This is a genomic window from Aliirhizobium sp. YIM B11859 (assembly GCF_057163345.1).
This window is the reverse complement of record NZ_JBXHAY010000010.1, coordinates 52,655-68,771: the sequence shown is the minus strand read 5'-3', so window position 1 is coordinate 68,771 and position 16,117 is coordinate 52,655. Positions and strand designations below refer to the sequence as shown.

General features: G+C 60.9%; 16 protein-coding genes. 5 read left to right on the top strand and 11 right to left on the bottom strand.

Going from position 1 to position 16,117, the window contains the following annotated elements; all coding sequences use genetic code 11:
* Nucleotides 1-7: 7 nt before the first annotated feature.
* The 5 genes from AC2GXZ_RS27725 to AC2GXZ_RS27705 all read right to left on the bottom strand — a co-directional run bounded on the left by AC2GXZ_RS27725 (nucleotide 8) and on the right by AC2GXZ_RS27705 (nucleotide 4,363).
* Nucleotides 8-1,225 (bottom strand): efflux RND transporter periplasmic adaptor subunit, encoded by a 1,218-nt coding sequence (locus AC2GXZ_RS27725; RefSeq protein ID WP_483762477.1) that lies wholly within the window; start codon nucleotides 1,223-1,225, stop codon nucleotides 8-10.
* Between the two features lie 147 nt (nucleotides 1,226-1,372).
* Nucleotides 1,373-2,266: a copper homeostasis membrane protein CopD gene (copD, locus tag AC2GXZ_RS27720; protein WP_483762476.1), complete on the bottom strand. Its 894-nt coding sequence runs from the start codon at nucleotides 2,264-2,266 to the stop codon at nucleotides 1,373-1,375.
* Nucleotides 2,263-2,628 (bottom strand): copper homeostasis periplasmic binding protein CopC, encoded by a 366-nt coding sequence (gene copC, locus AC2GXZ_RS27715; RefSeq protein ID WP_483762475.1) that lies wholly within the window; start codon nucleotides 2,626-2,628, stop codon nucleotides 2,263-2,265. Before copC ends, copD begins: the two co-directional genes overlap by 4 nt.
* A 213-nt stretch (nucleotides 2,629-2,841) precedes the next feature.
* Complete coding sequence (locus tag AC2GXZ_RS27710; protein ID WP_483762474.1) at nucleotides 2,842-3,261, bottom strand: hypothetical protein; 420 nt, start codon at nucleotides 3,259-3,261, stop codon at nucleotides 2,842-2,844.
* Nucleotides 3,262-3,454: 193 nt separating this feature from the next.
* A complete protein-coding gene (locus tag AC2GXZ_RS27705; protein ID WP_483762473.1) occupies nucleotides 3,455-4,363 on the bottom strand; it encodes a LysR substrate-binding domain-containing protein in 909 nt (302 codons plus the stop codon).
* Nucleotides 4,364-4,632: 269 nt separating this feature from the next.
* Between AC2GXZ_RS27705 and AC2GXZ_RS27700 the strand changes: the two genes are divergently transcribed.
* The 5 genes from AC2GXZ_RS27700 to idi are packed head-to-tail and all read left to right on the top strand — an operon-like array spanning nucleotide 4,633 to nucleotide 8,558.
* Complete coding sequence (locus AC2GXZ_RS27700; protein ID WP_483762472.1) at nucleotides 4,633-6,126, top strand: UbiD family decarboxylase; 1,494 nt, start codon at nucleotides 4,633-4,635, stop codon at nucleotides 6,124-6,126.
* A gap of 10 nt (nucleotides 6,127-6,136) precedes the next feature.
* Nucleotides 6,137-6,736 carry a UbiX family flavin prenyltransferase gene (locus AC2GXZ_RS27695; protein ID WP_483762471.1) on the top strand — a complete coding sequence of 200 codons (600 nt, stop codon included), beginning with the start codon at nucleotides 6,137-6,139 and terminating at the stop codon, nucleotides 6,734-6,736.
* The gene (locus tag AC2GXZ_RS27690) at nucleotides 6,733-7,449 is read left to right on the top strand and encodes a DUF554 domain-containing protein (RefSeq protein ID WP_483762470.1); all 717 of its coding nucleotides are present in this window, start codon (nucleotides 6,733-6,735) and stop codon (nucleotides 7,447-7,449) included. The genes AC2GXZ_RS27695 and AC2GXZ_RS27690 overlap by 4 nt, the downstream gene beginning before the upstream one ends.
* A gap of 57 nt (nucleotides 7,450-7,506) precedes the next feature.
* Nucleotides 7,507-7,977 carry a pyridoxamine 5'-phosphate oxidase family protein gene (locus AC2GXZ_RS27685; RefSeq protein ID WP_483762469.1) on the top strand — a complete coding sequence of 157 codons (471 nt, stop codon included), beginning with the start codon at nucleotides 7,507-7,509 and terminating at the stop codon, nucleotides 7,975-7,977.
* Nucleotides 7,974-8,558, top strand: coding sequence for an isopentenyl-diphosphate Delta-isomerase (idi, locus tag AC2GXZ_RS27680; protein ID WP_483762468.1), 585 nt, complete (start codon nucleotides 7,974-7,976; stop codon nucleotides 8,556-8,558). The genes AC2GXZ_RS27685 and idi overlap by 4 nt, the downstream gene beginning before the upstream one ends.
* A gap of 197 nt (nucleotides 8,559-8,755) precedes the next feature.
* Here idi and AC2GXZ_RS27675 read toward each other — a convergent pair whose 3' ends face one another.
* From AC2GXZ_RS27675 to AC2GXZ_RS27650, 6 genes are all read right to left on the bottom strand, one after another.
* The gene (locus AC2GXZ_RS27675; RefSeq protein WP_483762467.1) at nucleotides 8,756-9,151 is read right to left on the bottom strand and encodes a RidA family protein; all 396 of its coding nucleotides are present in this window, start codon (nucleotides 9,149-9,151) and stop codon (nucleotides 8,756-8,758) included.
* 36 nt (nucleotides 9,152-9,187) lie between these two features.
* Complete coding sequence (locus AC2GXZ_RS27670; RefSeq protein ID WP_483762466.1) at nucleotides 9,188-10,990, bottom strand: ABC transporter ATP-binding protein; 1,803 nt, start codon at nucleotides 10,988-10,990, stop codon at nucleotides 9,188-9,190.
* A 2-nt stretch (nucleotides 10,991-10,992) separates the two neighbouring features.
* Entirely contained in the window at nucleotides 10,993-11,856 is an 864-nt protein-coding gene (locus AC2GXZ_RS27665) for an ABC transporter permease (protein ID WP_483762465.1), read from the bottom strand.
* On the bottom strand, nucleotides 11,853-12,794 hold the full coding sequence (locus AC2GXZ_RS27660) for an ABC transporter permease (protein ID WP_483762571.1): 942 nt from the start codon (nucleotides 12,792-12,794) through the stop codon (nucleotides 11,853-11,855). Before AC2GXZ_RS27660 ends, AC2GXZ_RS27665 begins: the two co-directional genes overlap by 4 nt.
* A 36-nt stretch (nucleotides 12,795-12,830) precedes the next feature.
* Nucleotides 12,831-14,351: an ABC transporter substrate-binding protein gene (locus tag AC2GXZ_RS27655; RefSeq protein WP_483762464.1), complete on the bottom strand. Its 1,521-nt coding sequence runs from the start codon at nucleotides 14,349-14,351 to the stop codon at nucleotides 12,831-12,833.
* A 66-nt stretch (nucleotides 14,352-14,417) separates the two neighbouring features.
* Nucleotides 14,418-15,899 carry a M81 family metallopeptidase gene (locus AC2GXZ_RS27650; RefSeq protein WP_483762463.1) on the bottom strand — a complete coding sequence of 494 codons (1,482 nt, stop codon included), beginning with the start codon at nucleotides 15,897-15,899 and terminating at the stop codon, nucleotides 14,418-14,420.
* Between the last annotated feature and the right edge of the window lie 218 nt (nucleotides 15,900-16,117).

Sequence of the window (16,117 nt, the reverse complement as noted above, 5' to 3'; positions counted from 1 at the left end):
TACCCCCTCAGAAGCCCATCGGCGGGCCGCCCGGGCCACGGCGGCCGGATGTCGTCGATGCGCCGGCGCTTGCCTCGCCGATCACCACCCGTTCGCCTTCGTTCAAGCCTGATTTCACTTCCGCGCTGATCTTGTTGTTGAGGCCGATCTCCACCTTGCGCGTTTCCATTCTGCCGTCTTTTTCGACACGCAGTTGCGAGGCGCCTGTGGCTGCGGTCTCCGGCAGGGCCGAGGAGGGGATGGTCAGCACATTCTTGGCCGAGCCGAGAATGATGTTCACCTCGGCGGACATGTAGGTGCGGAAACGACCGTCGTCGTTGGCGACGTCGAAGACGCCGATATAATAGATCGCCGACGACGAGGTCGAAGAAGATGACGACGACGAACTCGTGGTCGACGTCGATACGCTGCTATCGTCGGTGATCGATTCCGGCGCCGGCTCGATTGCCGTAAGCGTCGTGTCATAGGTCTTGGCCCTGTCGCCGATCACATTGAAGCGAACCTTCTGCCCGGCTTCAACCCGGGTGATATCCGCCTCGGAAATCTCGGCACGGACGGTCATCCGGGTGAGATCGCCCAGGACGACGATGGTCGGTGCCGACTGCGTCGCATTGACGGTACGGCCCTCCTGGCTAACGATTGCAAGCACCGTGCCGTCCATCGGTGCGCTGATGCGGGTGTAACCCACATCAGCCTCTGCGGTCTCGACCGCCACTTCGGCCTCGGTGATCTGCGCGTCGAGCGCTTCGATCTGGGCCGTGACGACCTTTACTTCCGCCTCGGCTGATTGCAGGTCTGCGCGCGATCCCGCCTGTTTGTCGTAGATCGCCTGCTGGCGCTCCAGCGTCAGCTTTGCATTTTCCAGCTCGGCCACACGCTCGTTGCGTTGTGCCTGGACGTTTGCCAAGGCGGCCTTCGAGGTCCTGAGCGCATTATCCTGCGTGGTGGAATCGATCAGCGCAATCAGGTCTCCGGACTTGACGGTATCGCCGACCGCAACCTTCAGGGAAGTGATCCGACCGGAGGCCTGTGAACCGACCGCGACCAGCCTCGAAGGTTTTAGCGTTCCGGTCGCAAGGACAGTGGATTCAATATCGGCCCGCGTCACCGGCGCGGTGAGGGCAGCCGTTGTACCGGAAGCGGAGAAAGACAGCCTGGAGACGGCGACGCCACCGAGAATGGCGACAACCAGAAACAGGAGAGGAATGGCTTTCTTGAGCCGCATGGACGATACAACCTTTATGATACTGATAAGTACCGATATTGTTTGCCGCGCGCCTCCTGTCAACCGGAGCAATATTAAATTGTGGTTAGGTCGGACCGTCACCGAGAACGGGCGTTGTCGCGGCATCATGCGCCGCCTGATGCCGCCTCAGGCAGCCGTCGGAGCAAGCATTCCGAGACAGGCGACAAATGCGACGACGACGACCGCCAGACCAATTTCGGCAATCGTCGCTGCCGTCAAAGCGGCCTCTGCCGATCGCGATCGCGCAATTCGGGGCACCAGCCAGTAGCGGTTGGCGACGGCGATCAGGATCATCAGCGCCACAAGCGCTATCTTGCCGGTGAGAACCAGCTGATAGGGCTGCGACCAGTCGTCCGGAAGACCACCGATGATCAACATCGTATTCACGGCGCCAGAAAACACGACGATGGCGACCGCAACATGGCCGGCGGTCGAGAACCGGATGAGCGCGTGCATTGCCTGGCGACTGAAAAGCTTGCTCCGCATCAGGCGAAGCATCACGACCACCGGTACTAACGCTCCCACCCAGGCCCCTGCGGCGAGGAGATGGATTGCGTCGTTTATCTGGTGGGTGGTGCCGATCCAGCCGGAATTCATGGTGGCATGTCCGATCATTGCAAGTCCGGCGATCAGCAAGGCCGATACCAACGCTGTCAAGGACATCGATCTGTCGCCACCGGTCGATGCCGAGCATATGAAAAGCGCCAGCGTCGCGAGGCACTGCCACACCCAGGCGCTGCCGATGCTGGTGGCATCAAGAATGTCGAACATCGTCTGCAGCTCGGTCGCGTCTCGCCATCCGTTGCCAAGCATCGCCGAGCGCAACGGCAGCGTCGCCACCGTTGCAGCGAGGATCACCAGGACGGCTGTGATGCGAAGCAATCGAAGCCTCGACCAGACTTCTTCGCGAAGATCGCCGGAGACGAGAAACCTCAGATAGGCGGCACTTCCCCATAGGAAAAGCACCGCCACATCGAAGACAAAGCGGGTGACGACAAACGCTGTGTCCGGTCCGATCACGGCTTCACGGTGAAGCTGAAGGCGCCGCTCGTCTTGTGACCATCGGTCGAGAGAACATGCCATTCGACGTTGTAGATGCCTTGCGAAAGCGCGGTGGAGACGGGAACCACAAGCGTCTTGTCGCCGTCGGCAAGCTTGCCATCTCCAAGCCCGACCTTCTTTCCGCTGGCATCCGTGACTGTCACGCCGCTGAATTTGAGGTTCAAGGTCTCGCTGAAGGTGAGATCGAGTTCGGAAGGCGAGGTCACCGAAGCTGTGTCGGCTGGAACCGAGGTCTTCAGATGGGCATGGGCAAATGCCTGGCTGGAAACCGCGACGGTCGTGACAAGCGCAAGCACGGCGATCCTGATATTGCGAAGCATGGAGGTGTTTCCTTGTTGACGTTGGGTAGCATGGTTTTTCGCGAGAAATGAACCCGCCCAATGCAGGCGGGCGCCAGCCCGGCCGGCCGGTCGTGGGGCCGGCCAATGGCAATATGGTTCCTGATATGGAAGCCGGGCGTAACATGGCCGGCCGGCTTTTCGAGCGCGACGGAGGCCATGAATGTGGCAACGTCCGGCGCTGGCCGCCGGCGTTTACGTAGACATCTCGCTGGAAGGAGGCGCGCGCGGCCCTTGATTGGGCGGCAGCAATCGGGGCGGAGACGGCAGCTGCGCGGCGAGCGGAGCGCTTGCGGCAACGAAATAGGCAAGGCCTGCTTCGAGCTGCGCCATCGGCAACGGCAGGATCGTCGAGGCAGCGAGCCGGCAGGCTTCGCAGCCCTTGGCAAACTGCGCATCATGCTTGTGGTCGCCTGAACCGTCTTCGGCCCGGACCGTGACGCACAGGGTGGGGAGAGTGCCGTCGGGCAGCGTATAGGCCGCCAGTTCGGCAAGGTTGAAGACAGGATGATCCGAGAGAGGCAGCTTATGGGCAAAACCGACCATGATCAGGGCGAATGCGCAGATCATGCGCAGGCCCCATTTCCTATAGGTGGTCGGCTTGGAAATCGTCACGTCCGGTCGTTTCCACAAATGCGAGGCCTGCCTCTTAGCGCGACCTTTACGCACAACCAATGCGACATTTTCGCCAGTCTGGCAACGACGGCAGCAAGGAGGGTGGGCTCTGCTGCTCGCCTCTCCGGACGATCCGCCAGCCAGCTGAACAGAAGGCTGGCCCGTGGCCACCTACCGCCATAAACAGGTTCGCCTAGATGCCGTGACCCGCCACCGGTGGCGGCCGCAGGCAGGATAGAGCAAGCTCGATAAAGCGGCTGTTAAGGCTGCTTGCCGCGCTGGACTTCTTGATCAAACATATTTCCGACCATGCCAGCGCATCGTTCAAGGGTTTGACCGTCACGCCGCGATGGCTGGAGAATGCCGGAACCAGGGCAATCCCGAGGCCGCAATTGACGAGGCTCAGTGCGCTTGCGACACTCCCCGCCGTTACCCCTATAAGCGGCTCGAAGCCACCGGCGGCACATAACTGCATCAGGCTCGAGCCAAGACCGACACCCACCGGGTCCGGATAGGTCACGAACTTCTCCTCGGCGAGCCTGTCGACCGAGAGTTCTTCCATATCCTCCAGGCGATGCCCCTGCGGCAGGGCGATCGCCAGTTTGCTTCTTGCCAGAACGACACTGTCGAATTCCGGAGGAACATCGCCGATAGGGCTGCGCACGAGAGCGATGTCGAGCCGCCTGGCGCCGATATCCTCCAGCAACCTGAGCGGCGTGTTCTCGTGCATCGTCAACGCAAGCTTCGGATAGGTCTTCAGGAAGTCCCGAAGAAACTGGCCGAGAAGCGGATCCTCAACGGCCGAGCCGACATAACCGATCCGAAGTTCTCCAGCCATGCCACGGGCACTTGCACGCGCCAGATTGACGGCACGTTCCATCGAGAAAACGACCTTGCGCGCCTCCTTCTCGAAGACCATCCCGGCTTCGGTGAGATCGATGCGCCGATGCGCCCGATCGAACAGCTGCACGCCGAGACGTGCCTCCAATCCCTTTATCTGCTGGCTGAGCGCGGGCTGGGCAATGCCGAGTTTTTCGGCAGCTCTGCCGATATGCAGTTCATCGCAGGCCATCAGAAATGCGCGAAGCTGATGAATATCCATGGGACTCATAAGTGCGGACTTATCATTCCGACAAATATCCAAAATGGATTTGAGCGCAATCATGACCTATCGTCGCATATGTATTACTGGAATATAATTTCGAATAATTCGTGGAGCAATGAAGCAAAACACATGCGAATATGGAAATAATACAAAATACAATTCGCGAAATCTGGTGAATTACAAAAATAATTCCAGAATATTTACTCATTATACGGGCATTACTTCCGCATTCATCTGAAGTCATGCCTTATCAGCAGAGGCATCTCATGGCTAATCGTGATCCCAAAAGCACGTCGATCACCGACTTCCGGTCGGCGCTCGAGCTTCTAAAACAGTATGACGGCGAGTATCTGGAGACAGACGAGCCCGTCGATCCGCATGCCGAACTGTCCGGCGTGTATCGCTATGTCGGCGCCCGCGGCACCGTCAGCCGGCCCACCAGGCTCGGACCGGCGCTGATGTTCAACAAGGTCAAAGGTTATGACGGCGTACGCGTATTGATCGGACTGCTGGCATCGCGCCAGCGCGTCGCCCGGATGTTCGGATGCGACCCGAGAGATCTCGGACACATGCTGAAGAATTCGGTCGCCACACCGATCCCGCCAAAGGTCATTCCGCAGGCGCAGGCCGTATGCCAGGAAGTCAGGCACCTGGCGAGCGATCCCGGTTTCGATCTGCGCAAGATCCTGCCGGCCCCGACCAACACGGAGGAGGATGCCGGCCCCTATTTCACGCTCGGCATGTGCTATGCATCCGATCCGGAAACCGGAGAGTCCGACGTCACGATCCATCGGCTTTGCGTGCAGAGCAAGGATGAGATCTCGATGTATTTCGTCCCCGGTCGCCATCTCGATGCCTTCCGCATGAAGGCCGAAGCCGCCGGCAAGCCGCTTCCGATCTCGATCTCGATCGGCGTCGATCCGGCAATCGAGATCGGTGCTTGCTTCGAGGCCCCGACCACGCCACTCGGCTTCGACGAGCTCAGCATTGCCGGCAGCCTGCGTGGCAAGGCTGTCGAACTGGTCGATTGCCTGACCGTCGGTGCCCGTGCCATCGCCAATGCGGAAATCGTCATCGAAGGTGAGCTCGTTCCCAACTACCGGGTCCGCGAGGACCAGAATACAGACAGCGGCAAGGCAATGCCGGAATTTCCCGGTTATACCGGGGAAGCCAAGCCGGCCGTTCCGGTGATCAAGGTCAAGGCGATCACCCACCGCAAGGACCCGATCCTGCAGACCTGCATCGGCCCGAGCGAAGAACACGTCAACATGGCGGGCATCCCGACCGAAGCCAGCATCCTGCAGATGGTCGAGGCCGCCATGCCGGGCCGCCTGCTCAATGTCTTCGCTCACACCTCGGGCGGCGGCAAATATCTCGCCGTGCTTCAGTTCAAGAAGTCGGTGGCCGTCGATGAAGGGCGACAGCGGCAGGCAGCTCTGCTGGCTTTTGCAGCCTTCTCGGAACTGAAACATGTCATCATCGTCGACGAGGATGTCGATCTCTTCGATACCGACGATGTCCTGTGGGCCATGCAGACGCGGTATCAGGGCGACGCCAGCACGGTTTTCATTCCCGGCGTCAGGTGCCATCCTCTCGATCCGTCGCAGGATCCGGACTTCAGCCCCTCAATCCGCGACCATGGCATCACCTGCAAGACCATCTTCGATTGCACGGTGCCGTTCAACATGAAGCACCGGTTCCAGCGCTCTAAATTCAAGGAAGTCGATGTGACCCGTTTCATTTCAGGCTTCAAGAACTGAGGTGATCGCCATGCAGAAGCCACGTGTGGTTGTCGGCATCAGTGGCGCCACCGGCTTTCAATATGGCGTAAAGGTACTCCAGCTCCTTCGGGAGCTGGATACCGAGAGCCATCTTGTCATGTCTCGGGCCGCGGGCCTGACCCGCAAACACGAAACCGATTACGAAGAAAGCGACGTGACCCGGCTTGCCGACGTCGTCTATCCGCCAGGTGCTGTCGGCGCCGCCATCGCCAGCGGCTCGTTCCGTACCGCCGGCATGATCATCGCCCCCTGCTCGATGCACACGCTCGCGGCCATAGCGAGCGGCGTGACCGACAATCTTTTGACCAGGGCGGCCGATGTCGTGCTGAAGGAAAGACGCAAGCTCGTGCTGATGACGCGGGAGACCCCGCTGCATCTCGGTCATATCCGCAACATGGAACGCGTCACCGAATATGGCGCGATCGTCTTTCCGCCTGTTCCTCCCCTTTATACGGGCGCGGACAGCCTTGACGCCATCATCACTCACAGCGCGGCGCGCGCACTCACCTTGCTCGGTTTCGACCATCAGGCGCTTCCCCGCTGGGGCGAAACTGTCAAGGCAATCACGGACGAAGGAATGACAGCATGATGATCGGCCCGATTATAAACGGATGCGCAATCATTCTCGGCGGTTTTGGTGGCGGCGCATTGTCGAACCGATTGCCCGAACGACTGCGTATCGCCATGCCGCTCACCTTCGGTGCAGCCTCGATGGCCATGGGTGTCATTCTGATAAACCGTGCGGTTCACATGCCGGTCATGGTGCTTTCAGCCATTCTCGGTTCGCTGATCGGTGAACTGATCTATCTGGAAAAGGGCATAGGCTGGGCGGGCAGCAAGGCAAAAACGCTGGTTGAGAGGATTTTTCCGGCTCCCGAAGGCGGCATCAGCCAGCAGGAGTTCCTGGAAAAATTCGTCGCCATCATCGTTCTGTTCTGCGCCAGCGGCACGGGCATTTTCGGGTCGATGACGGAGGGAATGACGGGCGATGCTTCGATCCTGATCGCAAAATCCTTCCTCGATCTGTTCACTGCGGCAATCTTCGCCACCTCGCTCGGGTTCCCGGTGGTCGTGATCGCCGTGCCGCAATTGATCATCCAGCTCGCACTTGCCTATGGCGCCGTGCAGATCATGCCGCTGACGACCCCGGCAATGATTGCAGATTTCTCGGCGGTCGGCGGGCTGCTGATGCTGGCGACAGGCCTGCGGATCTGCGGCATCAAGGTGTTTCCCGTCGCCAACATGCTGCCGGGTCTGTTATTTGCCATGCCGATCTCGGTTCTGTGGACACATATGTTCTGACAAGCCAGGGCAGGCCGGCAGACACCCGGTCTGCCCGTTTTCAATCGGACAGCGACAATGACCGCATTACCCTTAGAAATCGCGGAGTTTTTCCGCAACCACCATGTCATGAGCCTTGCCGCGTCGAGCCTCGAAGGGATCTGGTGCGCCAGTGTCTTTTATCATTTCGAGGCGCAAAATCGGCAATTGCTGTTTCTGACGTCGACAGAGACCCGGCACGGCCGGATGCTCGCGGCAAACGGACAGGTTGCGGGAACGGTTGCCGGACAGCCGGTTGATATCGCCTCGATCAAGGGGATACAGTTCAGCGGGAAGGCCCTGTTGCTTGCAGGACATGCCGAGGACGAGGCGCTTTCAGCATATATGCAGCGGTTTCCATTCGCACGGAGCTTCCGTTCGCCGATCTGGGCAGTTGCGATCGACCACGCCAAACTGACCGACAATTCAAAAGAGTTCGGCCACAAGCTTTCCTGGAGCTCCCGATCGGAGGTCGAGGAAGCCGGAAAGCCGGCGAAGGACAGGCAATGACACGTTCCGCGAAGGAGGAATATGTGGTGCTGGTCGATCATCTCGACCGGCAGATCGGGGTTGCCGAGAAACTTGACGCACATCGGGACGGGCTTCTGCACCGCGCCGTTTCGGGCTTCATCTTCGATGCCGACGGACGTCTTCTCGTGCAGCGGCGCGCATTGGAGAAATATCACAGCCCGGGACTATGGGCGAATACATGCTGTTCGCATCCAAGGCCCGAAGAAGCGCCGGCAGACTGCATGGCAAGACGACTACGCGAGGAACTTGGCTGCCGCGCAAAAGTGTCTCACTTTGGCAGCATGACATATCGTGCCGATGTGGGCGCCGGCCTGATGGAATACGAATTTGTCCACGGCTACGCGGGACTGATAGAGGGCGACATTGCCATCAACGCCCGGGAAGTCGACAACATCGCCTGGCTCGACGGCGCAGAGCTGAGACAGATGTTGTCGCGCGGCAGGTCCACTTTATGCGCGTGGTTTTCGGCCTATCTGGAACTCGGTTTCTACGATCTCGCAGCCGCCGCGTCGCGACACCGGCTGCCAACCGCTGATACCGGGAAAAGGAGTGCGGGCTAGCACGCTAGCGCAATTCCGGTCGTAAAACTGCGCTCGCCGAGAGATCGATGCCAACAGCTTTCAGGTCGAATTGCATGCCGAAGACGGCGGCCCGATCAGACAACTGATGATCGTCATCCTCGGGCTTGCGCCGAGAATGACGATGGTGCCGGCATAACAAGCATCCGAACGGCGATTAACCGCCGCCTTCTGCCGGTTCAATCCAGCGGCTTGTAGGCGATCACGTCCATCTCGACCTTGACGTCGACCATCATCGGGGATTCGACGGTGGAACGGGCCGGCGGGTGGTCGATGAAATGTTTCTGGAAGACGGCGTTGAAGCTCGAAAAATCGCGGGCGTCGTCGAGCCAGACATTGACCTTGACGACATGTTCCAGCGTGCAATCGGCCAGTGCCAGAACCGACTTGATGTTTTCGATCACCTGTTCGGTCTGGGCGACGATATTGCCGACGATAACCTCGCCGTCGACGGTCGGCACCTGGCCCGAGACATACACGAAATCGCCAGCGCGCACCGCCTTGGCGAAGGGACGGCGCTGGCCGCCGGCCTGGGCATCGGCGACGTCATAGCGGATGATTTTCTTACTGCTCATGGGATAGTCTTTCTATTCGGGATGGACGGTGACGCTTCAGTGAGCGTCCTGCACGAAATGGCCGGGCGAGACTTCGCGATAGGTCCGCTTGGGCACGACATAATCGAAGGGACGCACCGGGCTCTTGACCTCTTCTGAAAGCGGCGGTGGGGTCTGGCCGCGGCGCGACGGATCGGGGATCGGCACGGCCGAGATCAGCCGCTGCGTATAGGCATGTTGCGGATTGTCGAAGATCGCGGAGCGCGGGCCGATTTCGACGATTTCGCCGAGGAACATGACGGCGACGCGGTGGCTCATGCGCTCGACAACAGCCATGTCGTGGCTGATGAACAGATAGGCCAGGCCACGTTTTTCCTGCAGGTCGAGCAGCAAGTTGGAGACCTGCGCCTTGACCGACACGTCGAGTGCGGAGACCGCTTCGTCGGCGACGATGAATTTCGGGTCGAGCGCCAATGCGCGGGCAATCGAGATACGTTGCCGCTGGCCACCGGAAAACTCGTGCGGATGGCGATCGGCCATCGCAGCCGAGAGGCCAACCTGTTCCAGCAGTTCGGAGACGCGGGCCTTGGCGTCGCGGCGGCCCATCAGGCCATGGGCGAGGATCGGTTCGGCAATCGCGGAGCCGACGGTGATGCGCGGGTTGAGCGAGGCGAACGGGTCCTGAAAGATCATCTGCGAGGTGCGGCGCATGGTGCGCAATTCCCGCGTGCCGGCCTTGGTGACGTCCTGTCCGCCGATGACGATCGAACCGGCGGAGGGATTGAGCAGGCGGATGATGGCGCGGCCGGTCGTCGACTTGCCGCAGCCGGATTCTCCGACCAGCGACAGGGTTTCGCCGGGCCGCAGGTCGAAGGAGACATCTTCCACCGCATGGACGCGGCCGTTCGGCAGGTCGAAACGGACGGCGAGATTATCAACCTTGAGGATCGGTTCGATGGTCGCCGCGACCGGGTTCATCTCGCGGCCATCGATGGCCACGCCGGTCGCGGCATCCACTTCGGGGAAACGTTTTGGCGCGACGGCGGTACCCATCGTGCCCAGCCGCGGGATCGAGGCGAGCAGCGATTTCGTGTAGATCGCCTTCGGTGCTGCGAAGATTTCGGCTGTCTTCCCGGTTTCGATCATGTCGCCGCGGAACATCACCACGGTGCGGTCGGCGATTTCGGCGACGACGCCCATGTCATGGGTGATGAACAGCACGCCCATGTTTTCCTCCCGCTGCAGCTCGCGCAGCAGGTGGAGGATTTCGGCCTGGATCGTCACGTCGAGCGCGGTGGTCGGTTCGTCGGCGATCAACAGTTTCGGGCGACAGGCGAGCGCCATGGCGATCATCACGCGCTGGCGCATGCCGCCGGAGAATTTGTGCGGATATTCGTGCAGGCGGGTTTTCGCGGCCGGAATACGCACGCGCTCCATCAGCCGCACGGTCTCGGCCTCGGCTTGCGCCCATGACAGGCCGCGATGCAGGACCAAAGCCTCGGCGATCTGGTTGCCGATGGTGAAGACCGGGTTGAGCGAGGTCATCGGCTCCTGGAAGATCATGCCGATCGAACCGCCGCGCACCTTGCGCATCTCGGCTTCGCTGGCCTTCAGCAGGTCCGTGCGTTCGAGCAGGATGCGGCCTTCGGTGCGCGAACGGCCGGGTGGCAGCAGCCGCATGGTCGATAGCGCCGTGACGCTTTTGCCCGAGCCGGATTCGCCGACGATCGCAACCGTTTCGCCGGCATCGACATGCAGGCTGATATTGCGGATGACGGCTTTCCAGCCATCCCGCGTCTTGAACGAGGTGGTCAGGTTCTCGACCGAGAGCACCGGCTTCTTTGTAACTGTTTCGGTCATGATCAGCTTTCCTTGGCGAGACGCGGATCGACGAGATCGCGCAGGCCGTCGCCCAGCAATTGCAGGGAGAGAACCGAGAAGACGATGGCCAGCCCCGGAAACACCATCAGCCACGGGGCGTTGTTCATGTATTCGCGGCCGGATGCCAGCATCGTGCCCCAGGTCGGCATGTCGGTGGAGACACCGACGCCGAGGAAGGAGAGGCTCGCCTCCGCCAGCATTGCCGAGGCGAAAACGAAGGTGGCCTGCACGAGGATCGGCGAGGCGAGATTGAGCAGGACGTGGCGGGCAAGGATCTGCCAGGTCGGCAGGCCCATGGCGACGGCCGCCTCGATATAGGGCAATTCGCGCAACACCAGCGTCGAACCGCGGACGATACGGGCAAGCCGCGGCGCATAGGTGATGCCGAGGGCGAGAATGACAGTCGTCAGCGAAGGGCCGAGGGCTGCAACCAGAGCGATGGCGAGAAGGATGTCGGGGAAGGACATCATCGCATCGAGAAGACGCGAGATCGGCGCATCGAGGCGGCGGAAGAAGCCGGCGGCGACACCGAGGATAACGCCGAGCACGGTGGAGATGACGACGACGCCGAGGCTGACGAGCAGCGAGATGCGGCCGGCAAAGATGGCACGCGAGAAGATGTCACGGCCGAATTCATCGGTGCCGAAGAAGTTCGTCATCGACGGGGCTTTGAGCTTGTTGACGATGGAAAGCTTGTTCGGCGCATAGGGCGCGATCCAGGGCGCGAGCAGCGCCGCAGTCACGACGATGACCAGGATGATCGCCCCGAACAACATGGCGCGGTTGCCGAACAGGCGGCGAAGGCCAGACGCGAAGGGCATGGAGAGGGAAGCCATCGTGGTCATAGGCGCACCCGCGGATCAACGAGAATATAAAGCATGTCGACGACAAAGTTGATGAGGACATAGATGGCGGCCACGACGAGCAGCGCGCCCTGGATGACCGGGTAATCGCGGCGCAGAACCGCCGAGACGACGAGATTGCCCACACCCGGCAGGCCGAAGACGGTTTCGGTGACAACGGCACCGGCCACCAGCATGGCGACCGACAGGCCGATAACGGTGATGATCGGGATCATCGCGTTCTTCAGGGCGTGTTTGAGGATAACACGGCCTTCGCCAGCGCCCTTGGCGCGGGCGGTGCGAACGTAGTCATCGCCCAGAACATCGAGCATGGCGGCGCGGGTGAAGCGGGTGATCAGCGCCGAATTGACGACGCCAAGCGCCACGGCCGGCAGAACCAGATGGTGCAGACGTTCGAGGAAAGGCGTTTCGGGTCCGCCGTAACCGGAAGCCGGGAACCAGCCTTGGCCGACGGCAAAGATCTGGATCAGCATCAGCCCGAGCCAGAAGCTCGGCACGCTGGCGGCGACCATGGTCAGCGTCACGACGATCTGGTCGAACATCGTGCCGCGCTTGACGGCTGACAGGATGCCGACCGGAAGCGCGATACCGACGGCGATCAGGATCGAGAACAGGGTGAGGAAAAAGGTCGGTTCGGCACGCGCGGCAAGTGCCGTCGTGACCGGTTGGTTCAGAAAGTTCGACTGGCCGAGATCGCCCTGCAATATGCCCAGCACGAACTGGCCATATTGAACGATCATCGGCGCATCGAGACCCATCTTCTCGCGCAATTGCGCGATATCGGCCGGGGTCGCATCCGACCCCAGCATGACGGCGGCAGGATCGCCAGGCGTGACGCGAACGATGATGAAGACCACCGTCACGACGAGGGCGAGCACGATTGCCATGCCCCCCAGTCGTTTCAGCAATGCCTGTGCGATCCTTGCCATAGTCGGTTCCCAGTCTCTTTTTAGGCCTTACTTCTTCTTCGGGGCCACGTTCCAGAAATGCGGCCAGTAGGTCGGCTCGTAACCGGACACGCCATTGGCGACGCCGGACACGGCATTGAAGTTGCCGACCTTGTAGAGCGGAGCATCATCATAGATGACCGTCTGGATACCGTCCCAGGCCTTCTTCTTGGCCTCGTCGGTCGTCGCATCCATGTAGGCGGCAACGGCCTTGGTCTTCTGGTCGGAAACGTACCAGCCCGGATAGGTGTCGGTGATCGTGTTGATCGTCGTCGGGTCGCCCGGGAAGTTGGAATGGGTGATGAAGATATCCCATGCCTTGCTGTCCGCGCGGCGGGTGGTGAGCGTTGCCCAGTCGACCACCTGCAGATCGACCTTGAAGCCGGCGGCTTCGAGATAGGCCTTGGCGACTTCGCCGATCTTGTAGTGGAACTCGTATTGGCGGCTTGTCAGAAGCCGGATCGGCGTGCCGTCGTAACCGGCAGCCTTCAGGAGCTTGGCAGCCGCTTCCGGATCGCCTTCGCCGTAACGGGCAACACCGGCTTCGGTGTGCCAGAAGGAACCCTTCGGGAAGATCGAGGCATCGACGCTGAAGAAACGATCGTCGGAGAAGGCGGCCAGCATCATGTCCTGGGCATTGAGGGCTGCCTGAACGGCCTGGCGCAGCTCTTTCTTGACCAGAAGGCCTTCCTTCATGTTCATGTTCATCGATGCCCAGCCGGCATCCTTGAAGATGACGGGCTTGGCATTGCCGCTCTTTTCGACACGCTCATAGGCGCTGACCGGCAGCGAATCGGCGTAATCGAACTGGCCGGAAATCAGGCCTTCGACGCGGGTATTGGCGTCCGGAACCGGAACGAAACGGATTTCCTTGGCGATCGCCTCGCGCTTGCCGGCATAGTTGCTCGGCGTGCCTTCCGGCGACTTGTAGCCGTCGAAACGGACGAGCTGGGTATATTGGTCGGGCTTGCGTTCCTTGAGGGCGTAAGGGCCGGTGCCGACGAAATCGGTCAGCGTGTCCTTGACGTCTTCCGACGGCATGATGACCGAGGCCTGCGACAGCGTGGCGAGCAGCGGCGCATAACGCGACTTCAGCTTGAAGACGACCGCATGGTCGCCGTCTTCGGTCAGGCTTTCGACAATGCCGGCAACCTGCTTGCCCTTGGAATTGACCGCCATCCAGCGCTTCAGCGACGCGGTGACGTCCTTGGCATCGAAGTCGCTGCCATCGTGGAATTTCACGCCTTCGCGCAGCGGGATCTTGTAGGTGAGGCCGTCTTCAGAAATGGTCGGCATGCCGGCTGCGAGCAGCGGTACGGACTTCCATTCGGCGTCATAGGTATAGAGCGTTTCGAAAATGTGCTGGTCGATGGTCAGCACGATATCGGTCGCCGTCTGCATGACGTCGAGCGTCGGCGGTTCGCCGATCGTCGCAACCGTCAGAATACCGTCGCTCGACTGGGCGAGAGCCAGGCTGCTGGTGCCGGCCAAGGCCGCCAGCGTCATCAGGACAAGTGCACTCTTTTTCATGGTCATCCCCTTGTTGTGTTCGGTTCGGTCAGTGATTTCGGCCGGCTTTCCTGTCCGGCCGAGAATTCAGGCATCCAGTCCCAGCGGATCGGCCATACGCGGCCAGAGCTTCAGGCTCGCCTTGCGATAGGGCGTCGTCGCCGGATTGGTCGGATAGGAGGTCGGCGCGGCGATATAGACGATCTCGGAGGAAACCGGCTGGAAACCGGCATAAAAATGATTGGTCGACTTGATCAGCATGTAGGACTTGCGCGCGAAATCGATGCCCTGATTGGAGAAGATGTCGGGCTCATAGGTCTGGGTGCGGCTGGTGATCAGCACGATATCGATATGGGTGCCGACCGGACGGATGACGGCGGCGCTGCCGAGCGTGACGCGGGAATTGCGGAAGCTCTGCCAGCCGGCGTCGAAGACCTTTTGCACGGTGACGCGCAGGTCGAGCGGATCGCCGCCTTCCGGGCTCGACTTGCCGCCGACGCGCAAGGCCAGTTCCGCACCTTCACCCGCCGCGTGGCAGAAGCTGACGGCGATCGGATCCCAGATGGTGGCGACGGCAAAATCGTCCATGCCGCGTTCCATCATCCGGCGCAGGATATAGGTCGCGTCGCCTGCCACGCCGCCGCCCGGATTGTCCCAGACATCGGCGATGGTCACCGGCTTTTGCGGATGCGCGGCGCGGATGGCGATCGCCTTGTCGAGACCGGCTTCGGTATCGAACATCGGCATGGCGGTCGTCTTGCGCAGGCTGTAAAGCTCGCGGCCGAGTTTTGCCGCCAGTGCGTCACCCTTTGCCTTGTCATTGTCGGAAACGACGACGATGCGGGTGCCCATGTCGGGCACGTCGCCGGCCATGAAACCATGGATGACGGAGGCCGACAGGATGCCGTCATGGCCTTCCAGCGCCTGCATGCGATCGACGAAGGAGCGCATCGGTTCGCGGCTGGTCGGGAAAATGGTGATCATCCGGCAGTCGAAGGTGGAGATGACCGGCTTGATTTTTCCACGCAGCGCCTGGAGCGCCAGTTCGACCACATGTTCGCCGCGTTGTTCGAAATCCGTATGGGGGAATTCGAGGAAGGCGGCCATGATGTTGAGGTTTGCAACGCGCAGGGCCGTCAGGTGGCTGTGCGGATCGAATTCGGCGGCGATCAGCACGTCTGGCCCGACCATGTCTCGGACGCGGGCGAGGAAATCGCCTTCCGGATCATCATACCCTTGGGCTGCCATCGCGCCATGCAGGCCGAGCACGACGCCATCGACGGGCAGGGCGGCTTTCAGCTCAGCAAGGATCTGGTCGCGCAAGGTCTCATAGGTCTGGCGCTGGATGAGGCCGGCGGGTTCGGCCCAGCAGGACGTGCCTTCGATGACGGTGAAACCCTCTTCGCGGCCTCGGCGGCGCAGGATCGGGACGACGGAGGAACACAAGGTCGGCGTATCCGGGTGTTCGCCCGGCGCGGCATAAAACGCCGCCTTGAAGGCGTTCATATCCGTCGGCACGGGGGAAAAGGTGTTCGTCTCGGTCGCCAGCGAGGCGGTGAAGATGCGCATGTCTGTTATCCGAATGCACTCCGGCCAACGCGCCGCTGTTACAGCCGCCCGAATACCGTCGCCATATTGTCCCTGATGTGAAGTTTGCCGAAGCTGCCATGTCCCTACCGCCGCTTCAGCGACAGTCCAGGCACTCTCGGTTCATCCGATGTCCCGTTTTCCTCAAGTTCACCCACTCACCGTTTCGGTGTAATTTATTTTCTTCATAATGCGTCAAA

Bases quoted from the DNA above. Each gene is read 5' to 3' on its own strand.
- AC2GXZ_RS27725 (WP_483762477.1), bottom strand. From the start codon at position 1,225: ATGCGGCTCAAGAAAGCCATTCCTCTCCTGTTTCTGGTTGTCGCCATT.
- copC (WP_483762475.1), bottom strand. From the start codon at position 2,628: ATGCTTCGCAATATCAGGATCGCCGTGCTTGCGCTTGTCACGACCGTC.
- AC2GXZ_RS27705 (WP_483762473.1), bottom strand. From the start codon at position 4,363: ATGGATATTCATCAGCTTCGCGCATTTCTGATGGCCTGCGATGAACTG.
- AC2GXZ_RS27700 (WP_483762472.1), top strand. From the start codon at position 4,633: ATGGCTAATCGTGATCCCAAAAGCACGTCGATCACCGACTTCCGGTCG.
- AC2GXZ_RS27695 (WP_483762471.1), top strand. From the start codon at position 6,137: ATGCAGAAGCCACGTGTGGTTGTCGGCATCAGTGGCGCCACCGGCTTT.
- AC2GXZ_RS27690 (WP_483762470.1), top strand. From the start codon at position 6,733: ATGATGATCGGCCCGATTATAAACGGATGCGCAATCATTCTCGGCGGT.
- AC2GXZ_RS27685 (WP_483762469.1), top strand. From the start codon at position 7,507: ATGACCGCATTACCCTTAGAAATCGCGGAGTTTTTCCGCAACCACCAT.
- idi (WP_483762468.1), top strand. From the start codon at position 7,974: ATGACACGTTCCGCGAAGGAGGAATATGTGGTGCTGGTCGATCATCTC.
- AC2GXZ_RS27675 (WP_483762467.1), bottom strand. From the start codon at position 9,151: ATGAGCAGTAAGAAAATCATCCGCTATGACGTCGCCGATGCCCAGGCC.
- AC2GXZ_RS27670 (WP_483762466.1), bottom strand. From the start codon at position 10,990: ATGACCGAAACAGTTACAAAGAAGCCGGTGCTCTCGGTCGAGAACCTG.
- AC2GXZ_RS27665 (WP_483762465.1), bottom strand. From the start codon at position 11,856: ATGACCACGATGGCTTCCCTCTCCATGCCCTTCGCGTCTGGCCTTCGC.
- AC2GXZ_RS27655 (WP_483762464.1), bottom strand. From the start codon at position 14,351: ATGAAAAAGAGTGCACTTGTCCTGATGACGCTGGCGGCCTTGGCCGGC.
- AC2GXZ_RS27650 (WP_483762463.1), bottom strand. From the start codon at position 15,899: ATGCGCATCTTCACCGCCTCGCTGGCGACCGAGACGAACACCTTTTCC.